The sequence below is a fragment of the Amycolatopsis thermalba genome (assembly GCF_023376025.1).
GTDB classification, from domain to species: Bacteria; Actinomycetota; Actinomycetes; order Mycobacteriales; family Pseudonocardiaceae; genus Amycolatopsis_E; species Amycolatopsis_E thermalba.
The window spans coordinates 6168487-6193265 of sequence record NZ_CP091196.1 but is presented as its reverse complement, the minus strand read 5'-3'; the positions used below and the strand labels follow the sequence as shown (position 1 = coordinate 6193265).

General features: G+C 72.0%; 29 protein-coding genes and 1 pseudogene. 19 read left to right on the top strand and 11 right to left on the bottom strand.

Features of this window, described 5'->3' with window-relative positions; genetic code table 11:
• Positions 1 to 58 precede the first annotated feature (58 nt).
• Genes L1857_RS30015 through L1857_RS30005 form a run of 3 tightly spaced genes read left to right on the top strand, consistent with a single transcriptional unit; the run spans position 59 to position 1902 of the window.
• Positions 59 to 550: a GNAT family N-acetyltransferase gene (locus L1857_RS30015; RefSeq protein WP_116110667.1), complete on the top strand. Its 492-nt coding sequence runs from the start codon at positions 59 to 61 to the stop codon at positions 548 to 550.
• A 60-nt stretch (positions 551 to 610) separates the two neighbouring features.
• The gene (locus L1857_RS30010; protein WP_094006271.1) at positions 611 to 940 is read left to right on the top strand and encodes a WhiB family transcriptional regulator; all 330 of its coding nucleotides are present in this window, start codon (positions 611 to 613) and stop codon (positions 938 to 940) included.
• The gene (locus L1857_RS30005) at positions 919 to 1902 is read left to right on the top strand and encodes a TIGR03557 family F420-dependent LLM class oxidoreductase (RefSeq protein WP_116110668.1); all 984 of its coding nucleotides are present in this window, start codon (positions 919 to 921) and stop codon (positions 1900 to 1902) included. The genes L1857_RS30010 and L1857_RS30005 overlap by 22 nt, the downstream gene beginning before the upstream one ends.
• Here L1857_RS30005 and shbA read toward each other — a convergent pair.
• Together shbA and L1857_RS29995 are read right to left on the bottom strand one after the other, a co-directional pair.
• Entirely contained in the window at positions 1899 to 2567 is a 669-nt protein-coding gene (shbA, locus tag L1857_RS30000) for an RNA polymerase sigma factor ShbA (protein ID WP_205413243.1), read from the bottom strand. The two genes, L1857_RS30005 and shbA, sit on opposite strands and share 4 nt — an antisense overlap.
• A 293-nt stretch (positions 2568 to 2860) precedes the next feature.
• Entirely contained in the window at positions 2861 to 3307 is a 447-nt protein-coding gene (locus L1857_RS29995; RefSeq protein ID WP_116110669.1) for a GtrA family protein, read from the bottom strand.
• A gap of 124 nt (positions 3308 to 3431) precedes the next feature.
• Between L1857_RS29995 and L1857_RS29990 the strand changes: the two genes are divergently transcribed.
• Positions 3432 to 3815, top strand: a complete 384-nt coding sequence (locus tag L1857_RS29990) for a hypothetical protein (protein WP_094006274.1) — start codon at positions 3432 to 3434, stop codon at positions 3813 to 3815.
• Positions 3816 to 3948: 133 nt separating this feature from the next.
• Positions 3949 to 4257, top strand: coding sequence for a HesB/IscA family protein (locus L1857_RS29985; RefSeq protein WP_094006275.1), 309 nt, complete (start codon positions 3949 to 3951; stop codon positions 4255 to 4257).
• Between the two features lie 46 nt (positions 4258 to 4303).
• Here L1857_RS29985 and L1857_RS29980 read toward each other — a convergent pair whose 3' ends face one another.
• The 5 genes from L1857_RS29980 to L1857_RS29960 all read right to left on the bottom strand — a co-directional run bounded on the left by L1857_RS29980 (position 4304) and on the right by L1857_RS29960 (position 8345).
• Positions 4304 to 5752: an FAD-dependent monooxygenase gene (locus L1857_RS29980; RefSeq protein WP_249466975.1), complete on the bottom strand. Its 1449-nt coding sequence runs from the start codon at positions 5750 to 5752 to the stop codon at positions 4304 to 4306.
• Between the two features lie 67 nt (positions 5753 to 5819).
• On the bottom strand, positions 5820 to 6413 hold the full coding sequence (locus tag L1857_RS29975) for an acyl-CoA-like ligand-binding transcription factor (protein ID WP_249466970.1): 594 nt from the start codon (positions 6411 to 6413) through the stop codon (positions 5820 to 5822).
• Positions 6414 to 6464: 51 nt separating this feature from the next.
• A complete protein-coding gene (locus tag L1857_RS29970) occupies positions 6465 to 7157 on the bottom strand; it encodes an HAD family hydrolase (RefSeq protein ID WP_233157325.1) in 693 nt (230 codons plus the stop codon).
• Between the two features lie 10 nt (positions 7158 to 7167).
• The gene (locus L1857_RS29965) at positions 7168 to 8142 is read right to left on the bottom strand and encodes a 2-hydroxyacid dehydrogenase (protein WP_116110672.1); all 975 of its coding nucleotides are present in this window, start codon (positions 8140 to 8142) and stop codon (positions 7168 to 7170) included.
• 35 nt (positions 8143 to 8177) lie between these two features.
• A complete protein-coding gene (locus L1857_RS29960; protein WP_167481586.1) occupies positions 8178 to 8345 on the bottom strand; it encodes a hypothetical protein in 168 nt (55 codons plus the stop codon).
• Positions 8346 to 8431: 86 nt separating this feature from the next.
• Between L1857_RS29960 and L1857_RS29955 the strand changes: the two are divergent.
• From L1857_RS29955 to L1857_RS29910, 10 genes and pseudogenes are all read left to right on the top strand, one after another.
• A pseudogene (locus tag L1857_RS29955) lies at positions 8432 to 9238 on the top strand (CoA transferase subunit A); the annotation flags it as partial.
• 122 nt (positions 9239 to 9360) lie between these two features.
• Positions 9361 to 10089 (top strand): CoA-transferase subunit beta, encoded by a 729-nt coding sequence (locus L1857_RS29950; RefSeq protein ID WP_094006296.1) that lies wholly within the window; start codon positions 9361 to 9363, stop codon positions 10087 to 10089.
• Positions 10086 to 11261, top strand: coding sequence for a thiolase family protein (locus L1857_RS29945; RefSeq protein WP_094006280.1), 1176 nt, complete (start codon positions 10086 to 10088; stop codon positions 11259 to 11261). The genes L1857_RS29950 and L1857_RS29945 overlap by 4 nt, the downstream gene beginning before the upstream one ends.
• Before the next feature lie 19 nt (positions 11262 to 11280).
• The gene (gene pcaH, locus L1857_RS29940) at positions 11281 to 12024 is read left to right on the top strand and encodes a protocatechuate 3,4-dioxygenase subunit beta (RefSeq protein WP_094006281.1); all 744 of its coding nucleotides are present in this window, start codon (positions 11281 to 11283) and stop codon (positions 12022 to 12024) included.
• A complete protein-coding gene (gene pcaG, locus L1857_RS29935; RefSeq protein WP_249466967.1) occupies positions 12021 to 12566 on the top strand; it encodes a protocatechuate 3,4-dioxygenase subunit alpha in 546 nt (181 codons plus the stop codon). Before pcaH ends, pcaG begins: the two co-directional genes overlap by 4 nt.
• Positions 12559 to 13893 carry a 3-carboxy-cis,cis-muconate cycloisomerase gene (pcaB, locus tag L1857_RS29930; protein WP_116110675.1) on the top strand — a complete coding sequence of 445 codons (1335 nt, stop codon included), beginning with the start codon at positions 12559 to 12561 and terminating at the stop codon, positions 13891 to 13893. The genes pcaG and pcaB overlap by 8 nt, the downstream gene beginning before the upstream one ends.
• Positions 13890 to 14651 carry a 3-oxoadipate enol-lactonase gene (gene pcaD / locus L1857_RS29925; RefSeq protein ID WP_116110676.1) on the top strand — a complete coding sequence of 254 codons (762 nt, stop codon included), beginning with the start codon at positions 13890 to 13892 and terminating at the stop codon, positions 14649 to 14651. The genes pcaB and pcaD overlap by 4 nt, the downstream gene beginning before the upstream one ends.
• Positions 14648 to 15052, top strand: coding sequence for a 4-carboxymuconolactone decarboxylase (pcaC, locus tag L1857_RS29920; RefSeq protein ID WP_094006285.1), 405 nt, complete (start codon positions 14648 to 14650; stop codon positions 15050 to 15052). The genes pcaD and pcaC overlap by 4 nt, the downstream gene beginning before the upstream one ends.
• A gap of 10 nt (positions 15053 to 15062) precedes the next feature.
• On the top strand, positions 15063 to 15860 hold the full coding sequence (locus L1857_RS29915) for an IclR family transcriptional regulator (protein ID WP_094006286.1): 798 nt from the start codon (positions 15063 to 15065) through the stop codon (positions 15858 to 15860).
• 65 nt (positions 15861 to 15925) lie between these two features.
• Positions 15926 to 16489 carry a nucleotidyltransferase family protein gene (locus L1857_RS29910; protein ID WP_116110686.1) on the top strand — a complete coding sequence of 188 codons (564 nt, stop codon included), beginning with the start codon at positions 15926 to 15928 and terminating at the stop codon, positions 16487 to 16489.
• Positions 16490 to 16543: 54 nt separating this feature from the next.
• On the opposite strand, the gene L1857_RS29905 is transcribed toward L1857_RS29910, so the two are convergent.
• The gene (locus L1857_RS29905) at positions 16544 to 16927 is read right to left on the bottom strand and encodes a tautomerase family protein (RefSeq protein ID WP_094004069.1); all 384 of its coding nucleotides are present in this window, start codon (positions 16925 to 16927) and stop codon (positions 16544 to 16546) included.
• Positions 16928 to 17012: 85 nt separating this feature from the next.
• Between L1857_RS29905 and L1857_RS29900 the strand changes: the two genes are divergently transcribed.
• On the top strand, positions 17013 to 17882 hold the full coding sequence (locus L1857_RS29900; protein WP_094004070.1) for an AAA family ATPase: 870 nt from the start codon (positions 17013 to 17015) through the stop codon (positions 17880 to 17882).
• Here L1857_RS29900 and L1857_RS29895 read toward each other — a convergent pair.
• The 3 genes from L1857_RS29895 to L1857_RS29885 all read right to left on the bottom strand — a co-directional run bounded on the left by L1857_RS29895 (position 17879) and on the right by L1857_RS29885 (position 20899).
• Positions 17879 to 19396 carry a 2-isopropylmalate synthase gene (locus L1857_RS29895; protein WP_116110678.1) on the bottom strand — a complete coding sequence of 506 codons (1518 nt, stop codon included), beginning with the start codon at positions 19394 to 19396 and terminating at the stop codon, positions 17879 to 17881. The genes L1857_RS29900 and L1857_RS29895 overlap by 4 nt on opposite strands.
• A 181-nt stretch (positions 19397 to 19577) precedes the next feature.
• Entirely contained in the window at positions 19578 to 20201 is a 624-nt protein-coding gene (locus L1857_RS29890; RefSeq protein ID WP_116110687.1) for a class I SAM-dependent DNA methyltransferase, read from the bottom strand.
• A gap of 92 nt (positions 20202 to 20293) precedes the next feature.
• Positions 20294 to 20899, bottom strand: coding sequence for a TetR/AcrR family transcriptional regulator (locus tag L1857_RS29885; protein ID WP_116110679.1), 606 nt, complete (start codon positions 20897 to 20899; stop codon positions 20294 to 20296).
• Positions 20900 to 20962: 63 nt separating this feature from the next.
• On the opposite strand from L1857_RS29885, the gene L1857_RS29880 reads away from it, so the two are divergent.
• The 3 genes from L1857_RS29880 to L1857_RS29870 are packed head-to-tail and all read left to right on the top strand — an operon-like array spanning position 20963 to position 24678.
• Complete coding sequence (locus L1857_RS29880; protein WP_249466964.1) at positions 20963 to 22453, top strand: FAD-dependent monooxygenase; 1491 nt, start codon at positions 20963 to 20965, stop codon at positions 22451 to 22453.
• A 10-nt stretch (positions 22454 to 22463) separates the two neighbouring features.
• Positions 22464 to 23573 carry a vWA domain-containing protein gene (locus L1857_RS29875; protein ID WP_094004074.1) on the top strand — a complete coding sequence of 370 codons (1110 nt, stop codon included), beginning with the start codon at positions 22464 to 22466 and terminating at the stop codon, positions 23571 to 23573.
• On the top strand, positions 23566 to 24678 hold the full coding sequence (locus tag L1857_RS29870) for an XdhC family protein (RefSeq protein WP_094004075.1): 1113 nt from the start codon (positions 23566 to 23568) through the stop codon (positions 24676 to 24678). Before L1857_RS29875 ends, L1857_RS29870 begins: the two co-directional genes overlap by 8 nt.
• Positions 24679 to 24779 lie beyond the last annotated feature (101 nt).

Below are 24779 nucleotides of genomic sequence, written 5' to 3'. Positions count from 1 at the left end.
CGGCCACCCTAACCGGTTCCGACTGATATTCGCTTTACCGCGGCACCAGTATGGACCCGTGTGGACGATCGACCCGGTCCTGGTGACCGACCCCGCCGCGCAGGCGATCCTGCGCGCCTACTTCGACGACGTCGCCAGCCGCTACTACGGCCGGCCCGCGAGCGAGGCCGAACTCGACGCCGCGATGGCCGACGACCCCAGTGACGACCTCGTCCCGCCCACCGGCCTCTTCCTGCTCGCCCGGTCCCACGATGTGGTGACCGGCTGCGTCGGCATCAGAGTGCTCGACGTCACGACCACCGAGCTGACCCGGATGTTCGTCCGTCCCGCCGCGCGCGGCCAGGGCGGTGGCGACCAACTGCTCCGCGCCGCCGAAATCGCAGCTCAGCGGCTGGGTTCCACCCGGATGCGATTGGACACGCGGCACGATCTGGTGGAGGCTCGCAGCCTCTACGCCAAACACGGCTACCGCGAGATCGCGGCCCCTGAGCAACGCTTGTACGCCGATCACTGGTTCGAGAAGCGGCTGGCGCTGGGCCGGCAGGTGTAGTGGCCGAAAAACCGGGGTAGTCCTGCGCGCAACTGAGATGGTCGCGGAGGTGAGGTCGAGATGGCGGACACGTCACGGCTCCCGGTGCCTGTTGCCGAAACGTGGGAGTGGCAGCGGCACGGCAACTGCCGGAACTTGGACAGTTCGGTGTTCTTCCACCCCGATGGCGAGCGGGGCTTCGCGCGGGCGGACCGGGTGGCGCGGGCCAAGCAGATCTGCATGTCCTGCCCGGTGATCGTCGAGTGCCGGCACCACGCGCTCACCGCCGAGGAGCCCTTCGGCGTCTGGGGCGGGCTCGACGAGACCGAGCGCCGGGCGATGATCACGCGACGCAAGCAGCTGCTGTCCAGCGCTGAGAAGGAGCAGGAGTGCGTTTCGGTTACACCCTGATGACCGAGCAGGCCGGGCCGAAGGAGCTGGTCCGGCACGCGGCGGCCGCCGAGGAGGCGGGGTTCGCGTTCGAGGTGTGCAGCGACCACTACTCGCCCTGGCTCGACGAACAGGGTCATGCCCCGTACGCGTGGAGCGTGCTGGGCGCGGTCACGCAGGTGACCGAACGCGTCGAGCTGCTCAGCTTCGTGACCTGTCCGCTCATGCGCTACCACCCGGCGGTGGTGGCGCAGAAGGCGGCGACCATCTCCCTGCTGTCGGACGACCGGTTCACGCTGGGGCTGGGTGCGGGCGAGAACCTGAACGAGCACGTCGTCGGCCGCGGGTGGCCGCCGGTGAACGTGCGGCACGAGATGCTGAGCGAGGCGCTGGCGATCATCGGCGACCTCTTCGACGGCGGGTACGTCAACTACTCGGGTCAGCACTACCGGGTCGATTCGGCGAAGCTGTGGGACCTGCCCGAGCGGCGCACCCCGATCGGGGTCGCCGTGTCCGGCAGGCAGTCGGTGTCGCGCTTCGCCCCGGTGGCCGACGCGCTGATCGCCACCGAGCCGAAGCCCGAGCTGCTGCACGCGTGGGACGAGGAGCGCGCGCAGCTGGGGCAGGACACCTCACGCAAGTACGCGCAGCTGCCGGTGTGCTGGGACCGCGACCCGGAGGCGGCCAAGCAGCGGGCGCACGAGCAGTTCCGCTGGTTCGGCGGCGGCTGGAAGGTCAACGCCGAGCTGCCCGGCACGTCCGGGTTCGCCGGCGCGACCCAGTTCGTCACGCCCGACGAGGTCGCGCAGTCCATCCCGTGCGGGCCGGACGTCGAGCCGATCGTGAAGAGCGCGCAGGCCTTCGCCGACGCCGGCTTCACCGATCTGGCGCTGGTCCAGATCGGCGGCGAGCACCAGGACGGGTTCTTCGAGTTCGCCTCGAACGAGCTGCTGCCCGCCCTGACCCAGGCCTACGGCGACTAGCCGAGCAGGTCGCCGTCGCGGGTGACCATCGCGCGCAGCTTGCCCAGCGCGCGGTGCTGCGTGACGCGGACGTTGCCGGCCGAGATGCCCAGCGCCTCGGCCGTCTCGTTCGCCGACAGCCCGACGGCGATCCGCAGCGTCAGGATCTCCTGCTGCAGCTGCGGAAGCGTGGCGAGCAGCCTGGTCAGCCGGTCGCCGAGGTCGACGTCGAGCGCGTGCTTCTCCGGCTCGTTGTCGGCCAGCGGGCGTTCCGGCAGCTCGGCGACCGGGTCCGACCGGTCCCGGGAGACCAGGCGGTAGGCGTCGGCGACCTTGTTCGACGCGATGGCGTGCACCAGGTAGAGGAAGGATCCGCCCCGGTCCTGGTACTGCGGCAGCGCGTGCAGGACGGCCAGGCAGACCTCCTGCGCCACGTCGTCCGCCGACAGGTAGGACAGGTCGCGGCCACCGAGCCGGGCGCGGCAGTAGCGGACGGCGACCGGGGTGATCATCTGGATCAGGCGGTCCACGGCTCCGCGCTCACCGGTGGCCGCCTCGCGGACGACCGGGTCGAGCTCTTCCTTCGTGAGCCGCTGTGAGGCCCGAGGAAAGGCCTGGGGTGTCAGCCCCGGCGCCTCGGGCGCGGATCTGAGGGTGGCAGTGCTGGGCGGGACACTCGTTCGCATGGTCGGCTCCCCAACGACAACAACGATGACCCGTCGACCGGTCGCCGTCGGGGGCCCGCGTTTCGAGTTACTCTCGGTGAACGGGTACTCCCTCTAGGTCCCTGCCGACCCGTCACCGACGCGACTGTGCGTAATCGTAAGTGGTGGTCGCCCGACAGTCCAGATTTCAACTAGACATACCCCATTTGCCGCAACACCCCGCTCGATCGCGTTCTCCAGACGCGCGAACCGAGCACCGGCGAACAGGCGAGCGCACAAGTGACACACCACTTGGCGGTGTGACAACACGCAGGTCACCGGTTCGGGAAGACCCACCAGCGCAGCAACGCGAACCGGACGATACCGCCCAGGCTGCTCGCCGCCGCCAGGGTCACCGCCTGCAGCGTGGCCGAGGGGCTCGGGGTGAACAGATGTAACGACAACAGCACGAGCGAGCCGTAGCCCGCGTAGAAGGCGAACGTCCCCACGGACTGCAGGTGCAGCCGAACGGGTGAGGCGGGACGGCCGGCGAACGTCACGCGCCGCTGGAACTCGGTGTTGGCGATCGTGGTCAGCGCGATGGCCAGCGTGTTCGCGACCACCGCGCCCAGCAGCGGGCGCGCGCCGAGGAAGAGCACTTCCTGCAGGCCGGTCGTCAGCACCCCGGCGACGACGTACCAGGCGACCGCGTGGTGCTCGGCCGGGCGGGGTGCGGCGGGCGCCGCCCGAGCCACCGGCCCGCTGATCCACGTCGCGGTCATGGTTCAGAACTTACCTATGCTCAGCAATTGTTTGTACTCTACAAGCACGTGAGCTTGATCTCGGGTTTGCCCGGCCTGCCGCTCGGGTATCGCCACCGCTGGAACCAGCAGGTGAGGAGGACCGATGAGTGAGGCTCATGGCCATCCCGTCCCCGACGCGGTGGAGAGCGACCCGGCCGCGCTGAACAGCGCGGAGGACCTCGACGAGGACCGGTTGCGCGTCGACCCGCTCGAGGAGGGCGTCGAGCCGCCGGAGCGGTACATGGCCTCCGACCGGTTCGGCACGACGCCGAACGAGGTGCGCGAGGGCGAGAGCCTCGACGGACGGCTGGCGCAGGAGCGCCCGGACGTCCAGCCGGAGGACGTGCCGGCGGACGAGACCGGTGTCCGCGCCGAGGCCCCCGACCCTGGCCAGAACCTCGGCGACGCGGTGGACCAGAAGGCGGACAACCCGCCGGGCTCGGTGCCCGACGCGATCCGGACACCGCCGGACGAAGACCCGGTGTGACGGCCGTCACATCTGCGCTGACCTGGCGAAACCCACCGTGATCGGCGGTGACGGCGGGTGCTGGACAGCGTGCCCCGAAGCGTGCCCCTACGGTCGGAGGTACGAGTGCACGTGACGCGAAGGGACTGACACGATGCTCGCTTTGACCGATGCCGCCGCCGAGGCCATCAGCGCCCTGACGGCACAGGAGGGCCAGACCGACAGTGGTGGCCTGCGCTTCGCCGTGCAGGCCCAGCAGGACAGCGGCGCCCAGCTGGCGCTGTCCGTGGCACCGGCTCCGGAGGACGGGGACCAGGTCGTGGGCGCGGACGGGGGTGCGAAGGTGTTCCTGGAGCCGCAGGCCGCGATCTTCCTGGACGACAAGGTGCTCGACGTCCAGCAGGACGAGCAGGGGCAGCTGAACTTCGCCGTCCTGCCCCAGGCCGAGGCGCCGACCGCCTGATCGCAGGACTTCCGCTGAGGGAGGATGCCGGAAACGGTGTCCTCCCTCAGTGCGTTCCGGGGCCGAACCACCTCGTGAGCGCTTCGTGCAGGCCGTCCTGGTCGGCGCCCGCCCAGGCGACGAAGCAGTCCGGCCGCAGCAGGAACGCGCAGTCCAGATCGGGCATCTCGACGACGTCGACGGACTTCCGCCACGGCGCGGCGTCGAGCAGCCCGGTCGGGTCGAGCAGCAGGGCCCGGCCGCTGTGGGTGAGGTCGCGCTGGTCCACCAGGTCCGGCGCGAACTGCCCGACCAGTTCTCCGGTGGTGCCCATGTCGTAGCGGATGTCCGCGCCCGCCAGCAGGTCGGCGAGGTGCTGCCGGGTGCCGCGCAGGGCCAGCAGCTCCGCGAACAGTTCCCGGAACGCGGTCACCTCGCCGCCCGGCCGGAGCAGCAGCGACTGCGCCTGCGTGTGCATGGCGACGCGCTGGGCGACCGGGCGCCGCTCGGACTCGTAGGTGTCCAGCACGTCCACGTCGCCGCGCACCGCCGCCGCGAGCTTCCAGCCGAGGTTGACCGCGTCCTGCAGGCCGAGGTTGAGGCCGGGGCCGCCGATCGCGGAATGGACGTGCGCGGCGTCGCCGAGCAGGAAAACCCGGCGGTCCCGGTAGCGCTCGGCGATCCGGGTGTTCCCGCCGAACAGGCGCCGCATCAGGTGCGGTCCCTCATCCGTCGGCGGCCCGAGCGGCAGGTCCACGCCGAGCATGCGGGCCGCGCTGGCGCGCACTTCCGCCAGGGACGCCTCACCGTCCGCGGGCAGGCCCCACTCCATGGTGTTGAGCGTCGGGTTCCGGCCGGGGAACGGTGCCCAGGTGATCATTCCGCGCTCGGTGCGCAGGTGCTGGAACGGCGGCACGACGCCGAAACCGGGCACCACCAGTTCGCCGTCGGGGCCGAGGATCTCGGGCGGGACCGAGACGTCCGCCGAGTACGACACGGCTTCGTCGGAGGTCACGCCGGGGAATCCGATGCCGGCCAGCTTGCGCACCACGCTGTGCCCGCCGTCCGCACCGACGAGGAACCGCGCCCGCACCGGCTCGCGCCCGCCGACCTCGATGGTCACCGCGTCCTCGTCCTGGACCAGCCCGGTGACCTCGTGCCCGCGACGGACGTCGACGCCGAGTTCGGCCGCGCGTTCGGTGAGCACCTCCTCGATGCGCCGCTGCGGCACCGGCAGCGTGTAGAGGTTGTGGTGGAGGTCGGCCAGTGGCAGCGGGAAGGCGCCGAACACGAACCCGCGGACGGGCTCCGGAGCGCCGGGGGTGCCGGTCAGCCGCTCGTACAGGCCGCGCCGGTCCATCATGCGCACGACCTCGCCGACCAGGCCGTTCGCCCGCCGCTCGATGCCGGGCTCGGCGAGGCGTTCCAGGACGACGGGGCGAGCGCCGGCCAGTGCGAGTTCGCAGGCGAGCATGAGGCCGGTGGGCCCGCCGCCCGCGATGACGACGTCGATCATGGGGAAGTCCTTCCGGGCAGGGGACAGCGGCCCGGGAGCACGCCCGGGCTGATCGTCCACAGTGGAGTTACAGGCCCGCGGAGAGCCGCGCGAGCGCTTCGGTGAGCAGGTCGGGCACCGGGCGTTCGGTGCGGAGGTGGTGGCCGATCGCGGTCTGCACGGCGGCCACGACCGCGGACGCCACCAGGTGCGGGTACAGGTCCCGCTCGACCGAGGTGCCGGTGCGGTCGGCGACCGCCGCGGCGATCTCGGCCTCCGCGAGCGCGCCGGCCTTGAGCAGATCGCCCTGCAGGGCGGGCTCGGCGAGCATCGCGCGCACGCCGGACGTCCAGGTCGCCGGATCGGCCACCGGGGCTTCGGCCGCGGCGGGGTCCGGGCCGAACTGGGCCGTGGCCGCGACGCTGATCGCGTCCCACAGCGGCTCGTCCGCCGGGCGGTCGCGCAGTGCCCCGGCGAAGTTGCGGATGCGGTCGGCGTGGCGGGCCACGATCGCCTCGCCCTTGCTGGAGAAGTAGTTGTTGAACGTGCGCGGGGAGACGCCGGCGGCGTCGGCGATGTCCTCGACCTTCACGTTGTCGAACCCGCGCTCGACGGTCAGCCGGATCGCCGCCCAGCTGATCGCCGAGCGCGTCTCGGCTTTCTTCCGCTCCCGCAGGCCCATGACTCCACGGTACAGAACTTGCGTGGCACGCAAATATGCGTGCCACGCAACTTAGAAGTGGTGCAGCAGCTCCGTGAACGTCCCGAGCCGCAGCACCCGCTCGTCGGCATCGTCCAGTTCGTCGTGCTCCAGCACCCACGTGTGCGCGTTCGGGATGAACACCGCGTTCATCCCCGCCGCGCGTGCCGGGCGGATGTCCGACTTCGGCGAGTTGCCGATCATCCACGTCGACTCCGGCGCGAGCATCCGCGCCGCCGCCAGGCCGCGGTACACCTCGACGTCCTTCTCCGGCACGATGTGCACCTCGCGGAAGTGGTGCGCCACCCCGGAGGCGTCGATCTTGCGCTGCTGCTCCTCCTGGTCGCCCTTGGTCAGCAGCATCAGCTCGTGCCGCGAGCCCAGCTCGTCGAGCGTCTCGGCGACACCGGGGATCAGCTCGATCTCGTGGTGGATCAGCGCCGCCGCCAGCTCCTCGATGCGGTCCCGCTCCGCGGACGTCGCGGGCCGGGAGTTCAGCTTCTCGAAGCACTCCGCCAGGCTGTGCAGGAACACCTTCGTCCCGTAGCCGTGCGTGACCGCGTTCGCCCGTTCGATGTCGTCCAGGATGCCGCGCACCGCGGCGCGGTCCAGGGTCGGATGCGCGATCCAGTCCAGGTAGTCGTCGATGACCCGCTCGAAGACCACGTTGTTCTCCCACAACGTGTCGTCGGCGTCGAGAATCAGGACCTGTCCGCTCAGTCGCACGCCGCGAAGACTAGGAGCGATCACCGTCCGGCCGCACCTCATTAACGGCCCCCTCGGCGGAGAGCACCGCCGCCACGTTGCGCGCCGCCAGCAGCGCCATCTCCGTGCGGGTCTCCACGGTCGCCGACCCCAGGTGCGGGGTGACGACTACGTTGTCCAGCTCCAGCAGCCGCGGCTCGACCTCCGGCTCCTTCTCGAACACGTCCAGCCCGGCGCCGGCGATCTCGCGCCGCAGCAGCGCGTCGGCCAGCGCGGCCTCGTCCACGACCGGCCCGCGCGTGGTGTTGATCAGGAACGCGCTGTGCTTCATCGCGCCCAGCGCTTCGGCGTCGATCAGGTGCCGCGTCTCCGCGGTCAGCGGGCAGTGCAGCGACACCACGTCGGCGGTCCGGAGCAGTTCCAGGAACGACAGGTGCTCCGCGTGCAGCGCCGACTCCACCTCCGGCTTCGCCCGCGACCGTCCGCTGTAGACGATCCGCATGCCGAACGCCCTGGCGCGGCGCGCCATCGCCTGCCCGATCTGGCCCAGCCCGACGATGCCGAGCGTCTTGCCCTGCAGGCCGGAGCCGAGCATGAAGCCGAGGTGGAACGACCACGGCCGGCGCGCCCGCAGCAGCCGCTCGCCCTCGCCGATGCGCCGCGTCACGGCGAGCAGCAGGCCGAACGCGAGGTCCGCGGTCGCGTCGGTGAGCACGCCGGGCGTGTTCGTGACCGTCACGCCCCGCTCGGCCAGTGCGGGCACGTCGATGTTGTCGTGGCCGACCGCGACGTTGGCCACGACCTTCAGCTGCGGCCCGGCCGCGTCGGCCACCGCGCCGTCGACGCGGTCGTGCAGCATGCACACCACCGCGTCCGCGCCGCGCACCGCTTCGCGCAGCTCGTCGGGGCGCAGCGGCCGGTCCTCGCCGGACACCCAGACCTCGCCCGCCTCGCGGAGCACCACCATCGCTGCTTCCGGAACCCGCCGCGTCACCACGATTCGCATGGGCTCCAGCTTCGCAGGATCGGTGGCCGCGCGCGCTATTCGGGGTCCATGCCTCCGGGGCCGCCTTTGCCCTCCGGTTCGGCTTCGTCGGTGCCGACCTCGGGGTCCTGGTCGCGGTAGGTGGGTTCGGTGTGCTCGCCGCCGATGTCGGCGTCCTGCTGCTCGCTCTCGGCCGTCACCGGATCGATTTCGGGTCCACTCATGCGTCCACCCTTCCTTGCGCGGCTCCGGACCGCCCGCTATGTTCATATGTAGAACTTGTGTGCGTAATGCGAACGGAAGCAGCTCAATGGCCGAGATAACGTCGCTCCGTGACGCCGTCGCCCAGCTGGTGCACGACGGGGACACGGTCGCCCTCGAAGGATTCACCCATCTGATCCCGCACGCGGCGGGGCAGGAGATCATCCGCCAGCGGCGCAGGGACCTGACGCTGGTGCGGATGACGCCCGACATCGTCTACGACCAGCTCATCGGCGCCGGGTGCGCGAAGAAGCTGATCTTCTCCTGGGGCGGCAACCCGGGCGTGGGCTCGCTGCACCGCTTCCGCGACGCGGTGCAGAACTCCTGGCCGGTGCCGCTGGAGATCGAGGAGCACAGCCACGCGGGGATGGCCAACCGCTACGTCGCCGGCGCCTCCGGGCTGCCGTTCGCGGTGCTGCGCGGCTACCGCGGCACGGACCTGCCCAAGCACACCGACACGATCAAGACGATCACCTGCCCGTTCACCGGCGAGGAGCTGGCCGCGGTGCCGGCGATCAACCCGGACGTCTCGATCATCCACGCGCAGCGGGCCGACCGCGCCGGCAACGTGCAGATGTGGGGCCTGGTCGGCGTGCAGAAGGAGGCGGTGCTGGCCGCCAAGCGCAGCCTGGTCACCGTCGAGGAGATCGTCGACGAGCTGACCCCGATGCCCGGTCAGGTCATCCTGCCGACCTGGGCCGTCACGGCGGTCGCCGAGGTCCCGAACGGGGCGCATCCGTCCTACGCGGCCGGGTACTCGGAGCGCGACAACGAGTATTACGCGTATTGGGATTCCATTGGGCGGGAGAGGGACTCGTTCCAGCGCTGGCTGGACGAGAAGGTGTTCGGCACGGAGGCAGCCACGAGCGACCATGGCGAAGCCCCGCTCGTGGATGCCGACCGGGTGCGGGTGTCCCGCAAGACGCAGGAGGTGGCCCAGTGACAGCGACGGTCGAGCGGACGTACACGTCCGACGAGATGATGTCGATCGCCGCGGCCCGCGCCCTCACCGGTGGCCAGCGGGTGTTCGTCGGCATCGGCCTGCCCTCCACCGCGGCCAACCTCGCGCGCCGCACCCACGCCGAGGACCTGGTGCTCATCTACGAGTCGGGCACGCTCGGCTCGAAGCCGACCCGGCTGCCCGCGTCGATCGGGGACGGCATCCTCGCCGACACCGCCGACGCCGTGATCAGCGTGCCGGAGGTGTTCAACTACTGGCTGCAGCCCGGCCGCATCGACGTCGGCTTCCTCGGCGCGGCCCAGCTGGACAAGTTCGGCAACATCAACACCACCGTCATCGGCACCGACTACGCCGACCCGAAGGTCCGCCTGCCCGGTGCCGGTGGGGCCCCGGAGATCGCCGCGAGCTGCCACGAGGTCTACGTCGTGGTGCGGCAGAGCAAGCGCAGCTTCGTCGAGCAGGTCGACTTCATCACCTCCTTCGGCCACGGCCGCGGCAAGGGCGAGCGGGAGAAGCTGGGCCTGCCCGGCGCGGGCCCGACCCTGGTGATCACCGACCTGGGCGTGATGCGGCCCGACCCGGAGACCGCCGAGCTCGTGCTGACCCAGGTCCACGAGGGCGTCACGGTCGAGCAGGTCAAGGAGGCGACCGGCTGGGACCTGAAGGTGGCCCCGGAGCTGGAGACCACGCCCCCGCCCACCGAGGCCGAACTCCAGGCCCTGCGTGAACTGAAGGCGGCCAAGTGAGCGACGCATTCGTTCTCGACGCGATCCGGACCCCGTTCGGCCGCTACGGCGGCGCCCTGGCCGGGGTCCGCCCCGACGACCTGGCCGCGCACGTGCTGCGTGAGCTGGCCGCCCGCAACGACCTCGACCCGGGCACCGTCGACGAGGTCGTGCTGGGCGACGCCAACCAGGCCGGCGAGGACAACCGCAACGTGGCGCGCATGGCCGCGCTGCTCGCGGGCTGGCCGACCTCGGTGCCCGGCACCACGGTGAACCGGCTGTGCGGTTCCGGCCTGGACGCGGTGATGCAGGCCAGCCGCACCATCGCGACCGGCGACGCCTCGCTGGTCGTCGCGGGCGGTGTGGAGTCGATGACCCGCGCCCCGATGATCCTGCTCAAGCCGGAGAAGGCGTACTCCCCGGCGAACCAGACGCTGCATTCGAGCACCCTGGGCTGGCGCATGGTCAACCCGGAGATGCCCGAGCAGTGGACGATTTCGCTGGGCGAGAGCACCGAGCGGCTGGCCGAGAAGTACGGCATCACCCGCGAGGCGCAGGACGAGTTCGCGCTGCGCAGCCACCAGAACGCGGCGAAGGCGTGGGACGCCGGCTTCTACGACGACCACGTGGTGCCCGTCCCCGGCACCGACCTGACCCGCGACGAGGGCATCCGCGCCGACTCGACGCTGGAGAAGCTGGGCAAGCTCAAGCCCGCGTTCCGCCAGAACGGCACCATCACCGCCGGCAACGCCTCCCCGCTGAACGACGGCGCCTCCGCCGTCCTGCTGGGCGACCAGGCCGCGGCCGACCGGCTCGGCAAGACGCCACTGGCGCGCATCGCCGGGCGGGGCGCGGCGGGTGTGGACCCGGACGTGTTCGGCATCGGCCCGGTGCGGGCGGCGGAGATCGCGCTGGAGCGCGCCGGGATCGGCTGGGAGCAGCTGGCCGCGGTCGAGCTGAACGAGGCGTTCGCCGCGCAGTGCCTGTCCTGCTTCGCCGACTGGCCCAAGCTCGACCCGTCGATCGTGAACGTCAACGGCGGCGCGATCGCCATCGGCCACCCGCTGGGCGCCTCCGGCGGGCGCATTCTCGCGTCGCTGGCCTACGAGCTGCGCCGCCGCGGCGGTGGTTACGGCCTGGCGGCCATCTGCATCGGCGTGGGCCAGGGGCTCGCGGTCGTGCTGGAAGCGTGAGGAGAAAGGAAACCGTGCTATGGCAGCACCGACGAGTGACAAGCTGATCCTGCCGCGTTACCGGCGGGACCCGGAGGGCACGCACGCGCCGCTGAACTCGCCGGGCTATCGCTCGACGCAACTGCGGTACCCGAAGCAGCCGCTCGTTCTGCTGCCGCAGATGCTCACCGAGGTGACCGGCCCGCTGCTCGGCCCCGGCCGCCTCGGCGAGTTCGACAACGACCTGACCCGCCAGCACGCCGAGGAGCCGCAGGGCCAGCGCATCCTGGTGCACGGCCGCCTGCTCGACGGCGACGGCCGGGGCATCCCGAACTCGCTGATCGAGATCTGGCAGGCCAACGCGGGCGGCCGCTACCGGCACATCGGCGACAACTGGCCGGCCCCGCTGGACCCGAACTTCGACGGCGTCGGCCGCACGATCACCGACTCGGAAGGCCGCTACGAGTTCACCACCATCAAGCCCGGCGCCTACCCGTGGAAGAACCACGACAACGCCTGGCGGCCCGCGCACATCCACTTCTCGGTGTTCGGGCAGGCGTTCACGCAGCGCCTGGTGACGCAGATGTACTTCCCGGACGACCCGCTGTTCTTCCAGGACCCGATCTTCAACTCCATCCCGGACGAGAAGGCGCGGCAGCGGATGATCTCGCGGTTCGACTACAGCCGCACCACCGACCACTGGGCGCTGGCCTTCGAGTTCGACATCGTGGTGCGCGGGCGCGAGCAGTCGGTGTTCGAGAACGAGGAAGAGGAAGACGAATGACCACTCCGTCGCAGACCGTCGGCCCCTACCTCGCGATCGGCCTGCCCTGGGAAGACGGCCCGACGGTGGTGCCCGAGGGCACGCCCGGCGCGGTGTGGATCCGGGGCGTGGTCACCGACGGCGAGGGCAACCCGGTCCCGGACGCGATGATCGAGACCTGGCAGGCCGATCCGCAGGGCCGCTTCGACCACCCGGACGACCCGCGCGGCCGCGTGCCGGGGTTCCGCGGGTTCGGCCGTTGCCCGACGAAACCGGACGGCAGCTACGAGATCCTGACCCTGCTGCCGGGCGCGATCCCGGGCCAGGACGGTGACCTGCAGGCGCCGCACATCGACGTGTCGGTGTTCGCGCGCGGGCTGCTGCACCGGGTCGTCACGCGCATCTACTTCCCGGAGAACACCGAGGCCAACGCCGCCGACGCGGTGCTGAACTCGGTGCCGGCGGAGCGGCGCGGCACGCTGATCGCGGACAAGACCGACGACGGGTACCGCTTCGACGTGCGGCTGCAGGGTGAGGCTGAGACAGTGTTCTTCGATGTCTGACCTGTTCGACCCGATGCTGGCCGCCGGGCCGGTGCGCGCCGAGGTGTCCGACGCCGCCTGGCTGCGTGGCCTGCTCGACGCGGAGGCGGCGCTGGCCGGGGCGGAGGCGGACGCGGGCGTGATCCCGCGCGAGCACGCGGACCGGATCGCCGCGGTGGCCCGGGACGGCCAGTTCGACGCCGCCGCGATCGGTGCGCAGTCCGTCGGCGTGGGCAATCCGGCCGCGCCGCTCGTGCGGGAGCTGACCGCGCAGGTGGGCGGCGAGGCCGGCCGGGTCGTGCACCTCGGCGCCACCAGTCAGGACATTGTGGACACCGCCGCGATGCTGGTGTCCGCGCGGGCTGCGCAAGTACTGATCGCCGAGGCTGAGGCGTGCGCGGACCGGCTCGCGGAGCTGGCGCGTGCGCACGCCGGGACTGTCCAAGCGGGACGGACGTTGCTGCAGCAGGCGCTGCCGGTGACGTTCGGGTTCCAGGTCGCGGGCTGGCTGTCCGGGCTCGACGCGGCCGCGGACCGGTTGCGTGCGCAGCGGTTCGCCGTGCAGCTCGGCGGGGCGACCGGCACGCTGGCTTCACTGGGCGAACAGGGTCCGGAGGTGCTGGCCGCGTTCGCCCGCCGTCTCGGGCTCGCCGAACCCGTGCTGCCGTGGCACACCGAGCGCACCCGGATCGCCGAGCTGGCCGGTGCGCTCGGCGAGCTGTCCGGGGTGGTCGCCGGGATCTCCCGGTCGCTGGTGCTGCTGGCGCAGACCGAGGTCGGGGAGATCGCCGAGGTCGCCGAGGGCAGCGGCGGCTCGTCCACCATGCCGCACAAGCGGAACCCGGTCGCCGCGGTGGCGGCGAACGCGGCCGCGCAACAGGCGCCCGGGCTGGTCGCGACCCTGCTCGGCGCGATGGCGCAGGAGCACCAGCGCGCCGCCGGTTCGTGGCACGCCGAGTGGCGGCCGCTCACGGAACTGTTCCGCAGCACCGGGTCCGCGGTGCACTGGCTGCGCACGAGCCTGGACCGGCTCCAGGTCGACGCGGACCGGATGCGGGCCAACCTGGACATCACGCGCGGCGCGCTGCTGTCCGAACGCGTCACGACCGCGCTGGCGGCCTCGACCGGCCGGCTCGAAGCGCACGACGCGGTCAGCGCGTGCACCCGCCGCGCGCTGGCCGGCGAGGGCGAGCTGGCCGACCTGCTGGCCGCGGACGAGCTGGTGGGCAAGCACCTGACCCGCGAGCGCATCGGCGAGCTGCTCGACCCGGCCGGCTACCTGGGGAGCGCGCGCGTCTTCGTCGAACGGGCGCTGGCCGCGCACGAGAAGCGAAAGGGAACTCCGTGAAGGTCCACTACGAGACCGCGGGCGATGGTGAGGTCGTCGTCCTGAGCAACTCCATCGGCAGCAACCTGCGTATGTGGGACCCGCAGGTGAAGCCGTTGACGGACAACGGGTTCCGCGTGGTCCGCTACGACACCCGCGGCCACGGGCGGTCGCCGGTGCCGCCCGGCCCCTACTCGATCGCCGACCTCGGGGGTGACGTCGTCGAGCTGCTGGACACGCTCGGCGTGGAGTCCGCGCACTTCGTCGGCCTGTCGCTGGGCGGCATGACCGGCGCCTGGCTGGGGCAGCACGCGCCGGAGCGCATCCGGTCGCTGGCGTTGACGTTCACCTCGGTCAAACCGGGCAACGTCGACATGTGGACCGGGCGCGCGAAGCAGGTCCGGGCCGAGGGCATGGAGCAGATCGCCGCGGGCAGCATCGGCCGCTGGTTCACGCCGGACTGGATCGCCGCGCACCCCGAACTGGCCGCGGAGCTGCGGCAGATGACCGCGACGACCCCCGCCGAGGGGTACGCGGCCTGCTGCGAGGCGATCGCCGGGCTCGACCTGACCGCCGGGCTGGCCGCGATCAGCGCGCCGACGCTGGTGATCTCCGGAGCCGACGACGCCGCGCTGCCGCCGTCGCACGGCCAGGCCATCGCCGAGGCGATCCCGGGCGCGCGGTTCGAGGTCCTCGGCCACGCGGCCCACCTGGGCAGCTACGAGCAGGCGGGCAAGTTCACCGAGCTGGTCCTGGAGCACCTGAAGGGGGCGCGATGAGCGACGAGCTGTACGACGCGGGCATGCGGGTCCGGCGCGAGGTGCTGGGCGACGCGCACGTCGACCGCGCCACCGCGAACGCGACCGAGTTCACCCAGAAGTTCCAGGACTACATCACCCGCGCCGCGTGGGGGTCGATCTGGACGCGTGACGGGCTGGACCGCAAGACCCGCAGCTGCGTCACGCTGGCCGTGCTCACCGCGCTGCACTGCCACGGCGAGATCGCGATGCACGTCCGCGCCGCCGTCGGCAACGGCCTGACCGCCGACGAGATCGGCGAGGTCCTGCTGCACACCGGGGTGTACGCCGGGGTGCCGGCGGCGAACGAGGCGTTCGCGATCGCGCAGAAGACCCTGGCCGAGATGGGAGAGCCCACCGCCCAGCCACGCACCACCGGCTAGGTTGACAGGTATGGCAGAACCAGCCGAGCGCGGCGCGCACCACGTCCAGTCGCTGGAACGCGGTCTGGCCGTGATCCGCGCGTTCGGCGCCGGAGCGCCCGAGCTGACGCTGTCCGATGTGGCGCGCTCGACCGGACTGACGCGGGCGGCGGCGCGGCGGTTCCTGCTGACGCTCGTCGACCTCGGGTACGTGCGCACGGACGGCAAGTACTTCTCGCTGACCGCGCGGGTGCTGGAGCTGGGGTACGCGTTCCTGTCCAGCATGACGCTGCCCGAGGTCGCGCAGCCGCACCTGGAACGGCTGTCGGCCGAGGTGCGCGAGTCGAGTTCGGTGTCGGTGCTCGACGGGGCCGACATCGTCTACGTGGCGCGGGTGGCGGTGTCGCGGATCATGACGGTGAGCATCAACGTGGGCACCCGGTTCCCGGCGTACGCCACGTCGATGGGGCACGTGCTGCTCGCCGGGCTGGACGACGAGGGTTTCGCCCGGTACCTGGAGCAGGCCGAGCTGCAGCGGCTGACTTCGCACACGCTGACCTCCCCGGCGGCGCTGCGGGCGGAGCTGGCCGCGGTGCGGCAGCAGGGGTGGGCGCTGGTCGACCAGGAGCTGGAGGAGGGGCTGCGATCGGTCGCGGCGCCGATCCGGGACCGGCAGGGCCGGGTCGTGGCGGCGGTGAACGTGTCGACGCACGCGAGCCGGACGCCGAGGGAGACGGTGATCGAGGAGATGGTGCCACCGCTGCTGGCCGCCGCGAAGCGCATCGAGGGTGACCTGGCCGTGGCACCGGTTCAGGCACGCCGTGGCTGACTGCGCGGGTCTGTCGTTGACGGCCGGTGCCGGGGGCCCGACGGCGCTGGTGGTGAGTGGGCGCCGTGGCTGAGTGCGCGGGCCTGTTGCTGGCGGCGGGTGCCGGGCGGCGGATGGGGCGCCCGAAGGCCCTGGTCGAGCTCGACGGGGAGCCCTTGCTGCACCGGGCTTTGCGCGCCCTCACCGACGGCGGCTGCGATCCGGTGCGCGTGGTGGTGGGCGCGCAGGCCGCGGAGGTGCGTGCGTTGTTGCCTGATCCGTCGCTGGCTGTGGAGGCGCCGGACTGGGCCAGCGGCATGGGCGCGTCACTGCGGGCCGGATTGCGCGCGTTGCCGGAAGCTCCGGCCGTCTTGGTGCACCTGGTCGACCTGCCCGGGGTGGACGCGCGGATCGTGGCGAGGCTGCGTGCGCTGGCCTCGCCCGACGTGGTGGCTCGCGCCGCCTTCGACGGCGTGCCCGGACATCCCGTGCTGTTCGGCCGCCGCTGGTGGCAGGAGATCGCCGAGAGCGCGACGGGCGACCGCGGAGCCCGCGACTGGCTCCGCGGCCGTGCCGACCTGCGGTTGGTGGAATGCGCCGACCTGGGCGGCGGCCAGGACGTCGACACCCCGGCGGACCTGAAGTCCTAGGCCCCGACGGCCACCGACCCGGCCCCGCGGCAAAGCGCTCACCAACCCCTCTACCTAAGCCGCCACCACCCCACCGACGCCGGTCCGCCCCGCGGGTGTCCCCACCAGCTCCACCGTCACCCCCGGCCGCACGCGTTCCCCGAACACCGCCACGATCGCGTCCGTCACCCCGGCCACCAGCCGCGCCACGAGGTCGTCCGCGTCCGGGCGCTCGAAGGCGGCCTCCCGGATCCCGAAGGTCACCGCCGGCGCCGGCGCCTCCGCCGGCTTGCCCCCGATGCCCCACCGGTTCGCGGGCACCCCGGCCAGCCGCACCACCGCGATCTCCCGCGCCCATTCCCCGTACACCGCGACGATCGCCTCGGTCAGGCCCTCGATCAACTCGGTCTCCCGCCCGGCGAGGTCGCTCTCCAGGACGTGGACGGTCAGATGTGGCATCTCAACTCCCAAAGTAGATTTGTGAGCAAAGGTAATCTCGCCCGGAGTGGCTGTCAACCACGCGCGCACCCCTTAGGGTGGAGGCGTGAAGGTCAACTCACCCGAAGAGCTGGCGACGGAGCTGGACCGGGTCGGCTACCTCGCCGACGAGGGCGTCGCCACCGCCGCGTTCCTCGCGTTGCGCATGCAGCGCCCGCTGTTCTGCGAAGGCGAACCCGGCACGGGGAAGACCTCGCTGGCCGTGTCGCTGTCCGAGGCGCTCGGCCTGCCGCTCGTGCGGTTGCAGTGCCACGAGGGCATCGACGCCGCACAGGCGCTGTACGAATGGGACTTCCCGCGCCAGCTGCTGCACCTGCGCGCGCTGGAGGCCGGCAGCGAGCACCTGGACGTCGACGCCGCCGAGCAGTCGCTGTTCACCGAGCGGTTCCTGCTGGCCCGGCCGCTGCTGCGGGCGCTGAAGGAGTCGCCGTGCGTGCTGCTGGTCGACGAGATCGACCGCGCCGACGACGAGTTCGAGGCGTTCCTGCTGCAGCTGCTCGACGAAAACGCGGTCACGATCCCGGAGTTCGGCGAGATCCGCGCCGCGCGGCCGCCGCTGGTGCTGCTGACCTCCAACCGCACCCGCGAGGTGCACGACGCGTTGAAACGGCGCTGCCTCTACCACTGGCTGGAGCACCCCGACCTGGCCCGCGAGGTCGCCATCCTACGCCGCCGGCTGCCCGGAGTCGGCGAACGGCTCGCGACGCAGGTGGCCGCGGCCGTCCGCCGGCTGCGTGAGCTGGAGCTGCTGAAGCCGCCGGGCATCGCCGAGTCGCTGGACTGGGCGCAGGCGTTGCTGACGCTCAACCGCAGCGAGCTGGACGCGGAGGCCGCGGCCCGGACCCTCGGCGCGGTGCTCAAGTACTCCGAGGACCTCGACCGCGTCCGCGCCAAGCTCGACACGGTGCTGTCCTAGCCGACCCGGGCGAGCGCCTCCGCGATGCCGCGCCCGCCGATCCACCCGCGCCCGTCCGGCGTCGCGTACTCGACGAACGTGAGCACCTCACCGGAGTCCGTGGTGCAGGACGTGTGCTCCAGCACTTCGCCGGTCACCGCGGGCGAGTCCAGGTAGACCTCCTGCAGCAGCTGCCACAACTCCTTGGCCGTCACCTCCGCGCCGGTGCGGTCGGTGTGCCGCTGGACGTGCCGGGCGAAGTCGATCTGCAGCCGCCGCGGCAGTTCGATCCCGTACTCGCTGCTCAGCAGGTGGGCGATGCCGCCCTTGCCGGACTGCGAATTGACCCGGATGACCGCCTCGTACGTGCGGCCCAGATCAGCCGGATCGATCGGCAGGTACGGCACGCGCCATTCGAGTTCGTCCGCGGGGACGCCGGTCGCCGCCGCGCGTGCCCGGTGCTCGGCGAAGCCCTTGCGGATCGCGTCCTGGTGCGTGCCGGAGAACGCGGTGTGCACCAGGTCGCCGACGTAGGGATGCCGCTCGTGCACCGGCATCCGCGTGCAGTACTCGACCTCCCGCCGGACGCGGTCGATGTCCGAGAAGTCGATCATCGGGTCGATCCCCTGGGCGTGCAGGTTCAGCGCCAGCGTGGCGATGTCGACGTTGCCGGTGCGCTCGCCGTTGCCGAAGATGCAGCCCTCGACGCGCTGGGCCCCGGCGAGCAGGGCCAGTTCCGCGCAGGCGATCCCGGTGCCGCGGTCGTTGTGCGGGTGCACCGACAGGATCACCGAGTCGCGGCGGTCGAGGTTCTGGTGGACGTACTCGATCTGGTCCGCGTAGACGTTCGGGGTGGCGACCTCGACCGTGGCGGGGAGGTTGAGGATGACCGGCCGGTCGGGACTCGCCTCCCACAACGTGGTCATCGCCGAGCACAGGTCGAGCACGTAGTCCGGCTCGGTCAGGTTGAAGACCTCCGGGGAGAACTCGAACCGGACGTCCTTGCGGTCCCCGGTCAGCCGCAGGATGTCCGTACCGCCGGCCGCGATCATCGCCGTCAGCTCGTCGCGGTCGCGGCCCAGGACGACCTCGCGCCAGACCGGCGCGGTCGCGGCGTACATGTGGATCACCACCGGGTTCGGCATCCCGGCGACCGACTGGACGGTGCGTTCGATGAGGTCGCGCCGGGCCGGGGTGAACACGACGATCGTGACGTCCTGCGGCGCGAGCCCGGTTTCCGCGATGAGCCGGACGAAGTCGTAGTCGGTCTGCGAGGCCGACGGATAGCCGACCTCGATCTCCTTGTACCCCATCTCGACCATGAGCCGGAAGAAGCGCCGCTTGCGTTCCGGGTCCATCGGTTCGGCCAGTGCCTGGTTGCCGTCGCGCAGGTCCACCGGGACCCACAGCGGTGCCTGGGTCAGCCGGTTGCCCGGCCAGTCGCGTTCGGACAGTGGGACCGGCACGCGGGAGTACACGTCGCGGTAGCGGTGGGAGGGCATGGGGGAGGGGCGCTGGGGGTTCCAGCGGTACATGTTCGCGTTTCCTTCTGGTCGCGGGGCGACCGGCGCAACACAGCTCCCACGGCGGGGAGCCGGTCCGGTCAGGCCCCGCCGTGGCGGTGAAGCAGAAAGAGAACGCGGGTGATCACGGGCTGGAAAGTACCACAACTCGCCCGGCGCGCGCCCCGGCCACGGAGCGCGCGCCGGGCGGCCCTCAGCCGTTGAGCCGGGCGAGCAGGTAGGCCTGCGGGACCGACTCCAGTTCGTGGGCGGGGTCGCGAACCGTCCGCGCCGTCACGCTGAACCCGGCCTGTGCCAGCAGATCGGCAATGCGGTCCGGCGGCAGGCGGTAGGCGTCGGCGGACACGGCGTGCCCGTACGCCTGCTCCACGCGCTTGCGCTCGTCACCGACCTGGAACGCCATCAGCAGGTGCCCGCCCGGCACCAGCACCCGCGCGAACTCGGCGAACACCGACGGCAGCAGCTCCGGCGGCGTGTGGATGATCGAGTACCAGGCGAGCAGCCCGCCGAGGCTGTCGTCCGGCAGGTCCAGCTCCGCCATCGCGCCGACCTCGAACCGCAGGTGCGGGTACCGGCGCCGCGCCTCGGCCACCATCCCCGGCGACAGGTCGATCCCGAACACCGGCACGCCCAGCGAGTCCAGGTGGATGGTGATCCGGCCCGGCCCGCAGCCGACGTCGGCCACCTGTCCGCCGTCGGCCAGCACGTGCTCGGCGAAGACCCCCAGCATCGCCCGGTCCATCGGGCTCTGCGCCAGGTTGTCCTCCAGTGTCTTCGCGTAGTCGATCGCGACGGTGTCGTAGGCCGCGCGAGTCATGTCGAGGTAGGTCACGCGGGCGACCGTATCGGGTCCGCCCGCGCCCGGCGGTGCGACGCGCCGCCGGGAAAATCGTTGCCGTGCAAGAAGAATCAGCGGAGCAGTCCGTGCTCCACGAGATCGAAGGCGCGGTCGATCACCGCGGGCTGGTCGCGGTGCACGTCGTCCGGATCGTCGCCGTCCAGCAACCGCCGGCACACGTGGTCGAAGATCGAGTCGATGGTGGCGGCCAGCAGGTTCGCCGTCAGCCGCGCCTCCAGTGGATCGCCGGTCTCCTCGGCGAGCAGCCGGGCGAGCAGGTCGGCGATCTCCCGGGACTGCTCGTAGGTCCGGGTGACCAGAGCGGGGCTGGCGTGGAGGATCTTCAGGAACCCCGGCGTGCCGGGCAGCGTGCCGGCCAGCGGGTGCCGCTGGGCCACCAGCTCGTGGTGATACCGCCGCAGCGCGGTCACCACGTCCTGGCCGGCGGGGCGCTCCCGGATCACCCGCTCCAGGTCGCGGAGCCGGTCGGCGTGCCGGTCGAGGAACAGGTCCTCCTTCCGCGGGAAGTAGTTGAACACCGTCATCTTCGACACCCCGGCCGCCTCGGCGACCTCGGCCACCGTCACGTTGTCGAAGCCCCGCACGGCGAACAGGCCGGTGGCCACGTCCGAAATGCGCCGTCGCGTGGCCAGCTTCTTCTCCTCGCGCAGTCCCACGCGCTGATCCTATGCCGAATAAAAGATTTGACCGAGTACAAGATTTTCCGGCAGCATGGCGTCATGGACTTCGACGTGGTGATCTCCGGGGGCGGGCCGGTCGGCCTGACGCTGGCGTGCGAGCTGCGGCTCGGCGGGGTGGACGTGCTGGTCGTGGAACGCCGGACCGAGATCGATCCGACCCTCAAGGCCGGCGCGATCAACCTCGTGACGGCCGAGGCGCTGTACCGGCGCGGCCTGCTGGACCGGCTCGAGGACGAGCGCGACCGGGCGCTCCGGGCGCTGGGGGTCGGGGCGGCGCTGCGGAACTCGCCGCCGCCGCTCGCCGGGCACTTCGGCGGGATCATGGTCGGCGCGGACCTGGTCGACCTCACCGATCCCGCGTTCCGGGACGCGGGACCCGCGGCCCGCCTGACCCTGGTGGGCCAGCAGGCCGTCGAGAAGGTGCTCGAGGAGCACGCGACCGGGCTGGGTGCGGTCGTGCGCCGCGGCGCCGAGGTCACCGGGTTCGACGCCGGCGACGACGGCGTGACCGTCTTCCTCGGCGGTGACCGGGTCCGCGCCGGCTGGCTGGTGGGCTGCGACGGCGGCCGCAGCCTGGTGCGCAAGCTGGCCGGGTTCGCCTTCCCGGGCACCGATCCGGAGATCACCGGACGCCAGGCGCTGGCCGACCTCGACGGCGCCGAAGCGCTCGGCCTGGGCTGGCACCGCACGAACACCGGCGTCTACGCGCACGGCCCGCTGCCCGGGCGGATCCTGACCGTCGAGTTCGACGGCCCGCCCGCCGACCGCACCACGCCGGTCACGGCGGCGGAACTGCAGGACAGCATCCGGCGAGTGTCCGGAGTGGACGTCACCGTCACCGCGCTGCGGTCGGTGACCCGGTTCACCGACAACGCCCGCCAGGCCACCACCTACCGCCGGGGCCGGGTGCTGCTCGCCGGGGACGCGGCGCACGTGCACTCGCCGTTCGGCGGGCAGGGGCTCAACCTCGGCATCGGCGACGCGGTCAACCTCGGCTGGAAACTCGCCGCGACCATCCGCGGCACCGCGCCGGAGGGGCTGCTCGACACCTACACCGTCGAACGGCACCCGATCGGCGAATGGGTGCTGGAGTGGACCCGGGCGCAGATCGCGGCGATGCGGCCGGATCCGCACACCAAGGCCCTGCGCTCGGTGCTCACCGACCTGCTCACCAGCGGCGACGGGTCGACGTACCTGGCGAAGAAGCTGTCCGGGGTGCTGCACCGCTACCCGGTCGACGGCGACCACGACCTCGTCGGCCGCAGCGCGCCGGACTTCGAGTTCAGCGACGGCAGCCGGCTGGCCGACCACTGCCACGACGGGCGGGCCGTGCTGATCGGCGCGCGGATCGACGACGACCGGGTGCGCGTGGTGCCCGGCAAGTGCGTCCAGCAGCCCGAACTCAAGGCCCTGATCAGGCCGGACGGGCACGTCGCGTGGGCGTCCGAGGACGGCGGCACCGACGGCTTGACGAAGGCGTTCGCGACCTGGTTCGGCACGCGCGACCCCTCGCATCGGATTTTCGCGTAACAATGGGCGGGTGAGCACCCGGGATCCGCTGGCGGGATTCGTCGGCTTCGCCACCGCGCTGCGCGAAGCCGGCGTCGCGTGCGGGCCGCAGCGGGTGCAGGCCTACCTCGACGCGGTCGAGCGGCTCGACGTCGGCGAGGCGGACCAGCTGTACTGGGCGGGCCGGCTGACACTGTGCTCGGACCCGGACGACCTGATCCGCTACGACGACGCGTTCGCGCAGTGGTTCGCCGCCGCGCCACCGGAACCGCGGCCGGCCACGGTCCGCCGCGAGCAGCGGTCCCGCATGGCGGCCCTGGTGTCCCAGTCCGCGGGCCAGGGGGAGGCCGAGTCGGACGACGACGAGCTGCGCGTCGCGGCGACGGACGCGGAGGTGCTGCGCGAACGCGATCTCGCCGAGCTGTCCAAGGCCGAGCGGGAGCACCTGCGGGAGCTGATGGCGGTGCTGCGGCCGCAACCGCCGATGCGGAAGTCGCTGCGCAGCAGGCCGGCGCGCCGCGGTTCGCTCGACCCGGGGCGGACGCTGCGCGCGATGCTGGCCGGCGGCGGGGAACCGGTGCGGCTCGTGCACCGGAACCGGTCGAACCGGCCGCGGCGGGTGGTGCTGCTGCTCGACGTGTCCGGCTCGATGAGCCCGTACGCCGACTCGCTGCTGCGGTTCGCGCACGTCGTGGTGCGCCGGGCGCCGGCCGCGGTCGAGGTGTTCACCCTCGGGACCCGGCTGACCAGGGTGTCCCGGCAGCTGCGGCAGCGCGACCCGGAACGCGCGATGCTCGCCGCCGGCACCGCGGTCCCCGACTTCGCCGGCGGCACGCGGCTGGGCGAGACACTGCGGATCTTCCTGGACCGCTGGGGACAGCGCGGGCTCGCGCGCCGCGCCGTCGTCACGGTGTTCTCCGACGGCTGGGAACGCGGGGATCCCGGCCTGCTCGGCGAGCAGATGGCGCGGATGCGCCGTCTGGCGCACGCGGTGTTCTGGGTGAACCCGCACGCGGGACGCGAAGGCTACGCTCCGGTGCAGTCCGGCATCGCGGCCGCGCTCCCGCACGTCGACCGCTTGCTGGCCGGCCACAGCCTGGCCACCCTGGAACGACTGCTGCTGGAGATCCGCGATGCATGACGTACTGGACGAGTTGTACAAGCGCTGGCGCGAGGGCGAGGCCGTCGGCGTCGGGACCGTGGTGGCCACCTTCTCGTCGGCGCCCCGCGCGCCGGGTGCGGCGATGCTGGTCACCGAGGACGGCACGGCGGTCGGCAGCGTGTCCGGCGGCTGCGTCGAGGGCGCGGTGTACGAGCTGGCGCAGCAGGTCGTGGCCGACCGCGAGCCGGTGCTGCAGCGCTACGGCGTCAGCGACGACGACGCGTTCGCGGTCGGCCTGACCTGCGGCGGGATCATCGACATCTACGTCGAGCGGATCGACCGGGAGACCCTGCCCGAGCTGGGCGACGTCGTGGACTCGGTGCACCGGGGCGAGCCGGTCGCCGTCGTCACCGTGATCGAGCACGAGGACCCGGAGCGGCGCGGGCGGCACATGATCGTGTGGCCGGACCGGACCGCGGGCACGCTCGGTACCGACCGGATCGACGACGCGGTCGCCGACGACGCGCGCGGCCTGCTCGCCAACGGGCGCACCGGAACACTGCACTACGGCTTGGAGGGCGAGCGGCGCGGCGAGGGCATGGCGGTGTTCGTCAACTCCTTCGAACCGCAGCCGCGGATGCTGGTGTTCGGCGCGATCGACTTCGCGGCGGCGATGGCACGCATGGGCGCCTACCTCGGTTACCAGGTCACGGTGTGCGACGCGCGTCCGGTGTTCGCCACCGCGTCGCGGTTCCCGGAGGCCGACGACGTGGTCGTGGACTGGCCGCACCGCTACCTCAAGGCCGAGGCGGAGGCCGGCCGGATCGACCGGCGGACGGTGATCGCGGTGCTCACCCACGACCCGAAGTTCGACGTGCCGTTGCTGGAGGTCGCGTTGCGGCTGGACGTCGGCTACATCGGGGCGATGGGGTCGCGGCGCACCCATGAGGACCGCCTCACCCGCTTGCGGGAGGCGGGGTTGACGGAGGAGGAACTGTCGCGATTGGCCTCCCCGATCGGGCTCGACCTCGGGGCCCGCACACCGGAGGAGACCGCGGTGTCGATCGCCGCGGAGATCATCGCGTTGCGGTGGGGCGGCGGCGGGAAACGGCTCACCGAACTGTCCGGGCGCATCCACGGCTGACCCTCTCGCACGTGCACGACTGGCCCTTTCGCACCTGTGCGAGTGGTCAGTTCGTACGAGGCAGTTCCGCGTTTGCGGTGGGACAGCAGGGATTTCCGCGC

Coding starts and splice junctions, on each gene's coding strand:
- pcaB (WP_116110675.1), top strand. CDS start 12,559: ATGTCTGACCTGTTCGACCCGATGCTGGCCGCCGGGCCGGTGCGCGCC.
- L1857_RS30010 (WP_094006271.1), top strand. CDS start 611: ATGGCGGACACGTCACGGCTCCCGGTGCCTGTTGCCGAAACGTGGGAG.
- pcaC (WP_094006285.1), top strand. CDS start 14,648: ATGAGCGACGAGCTGTACGACGCGGGCATGCGGGTCCGGCGCGAGGTG.
- L1857_RS29975 (WP_249466970.1), bottom strand. CDS start 6,413: ATGGGCCTGCGGGAGCGGAAGAAAGCCGAGACGCGCTCGGCGATCAGC.
- L1857_RS29895 (WP_116110678.1), bottom strand. CDS start 19,396: ATGTACCGCTGGAACCCCCAGCGCCCCTCCCCCATGCCCTCCCACCGC.
- L1857_RS29985 (WP_094006275.1), top strand. CDS start 3,949: ATGCTCGCTTTGACCGATGCCGCCGCCGAGGCCATCAGCGCCCTGACG.
- L1857_RS29950 (WP_094006296.1), top strand. CDS start 9,361: ATGATGTCGATCGCCGCGGCCCGCGCCCTCACCGGTGGCCAGCGGGTG.
- L1857_RS29965 (WP_116110672.1), bottom strand. CDS start 8,142: ATGCGAATCGTGGTGACGCGGCGGGTTCCGGAAGCAGCGATGGTGGTG.
- L1857_RS29995 (WP_116110669.1), bottom strand. CDS start 3,307: ATGACCGCGACGTGGATCAGCGGGCCGGTGGCTCGGGCGGCGCCCGCC.
- shbA (WP_205413243.1), bottom strand. CDS start 2,567: ATGCGAACGAGTGTCCCGCCCAGCACTGCCACCCTCAGATCCGCGCCC.
- pcaH (WP_094006281.1), top strand. CDS start 11,281: ATGGCAGCACCGACGAGTGACAAGCTGATCCTGCCGCGTTACCGGCGG.
- L1857_RS29990 (WP_094006274.1), top strand. CDS start 3,432: ATGAGTGAGGCTCATGGCCATCCCGTCCCCGACGCGGTGGAGAGCGAC.
- L1857_RS29890 (WP_116110687.1), bottom strand. CDS start 20,201: ATGACTCGCGCGGCCTACGACACCGTCGCGATCGACTACGCGAAGACA.
- L1857_RS29980 (WP_249466975.1), bottom strand. CDS start 5,752: ATGATCGACGTCGTCATCGCGGGCGGCGGGCCCACCGGCCTCATGCTC.
- L1857_RS29870 (WP_094004075.1), top strand. CDS start 23,566: ATGCATGACGTACTGGACGAGTTGTACAAGCGCTGGCGCGAGGGCGAG.
- L1857_RS29880 (WP_249466964.1), top strand. CDS start 20,963: ATGGACTTCGACGTGGTGATCTCCGGGGGCGGGCCGGTCGGCCTGACG.
- L1857_RS29905 (WP_094004069.1), bottom strand. CDS start 16,927: ATGCCACATCTGACCGTCCACGTCCTGGAGAGCGACCTCGCCGGGCGG.
- L1857_RS29915 (WP_094006286.1), top strand. CDS start 15,063: ATGGCAGAACCAGCCGAGCGCGGCGCGCACCACGTCCAGTCGCTGGAA.
- L1857_RS29960 (WP_167481586.1), bottom strand. CDS start 8,345: ATGAGTGGACCCGAAATCGATCCGGTGACGGCCGAGAGCGAGCAGCAG.
- pcaG (WP_249466967.1), top strand. CDS start 12,021: ATGACCACTCCGTCGCAGACCGTCGGCCCCTACCTCGCGATCGGCCTG.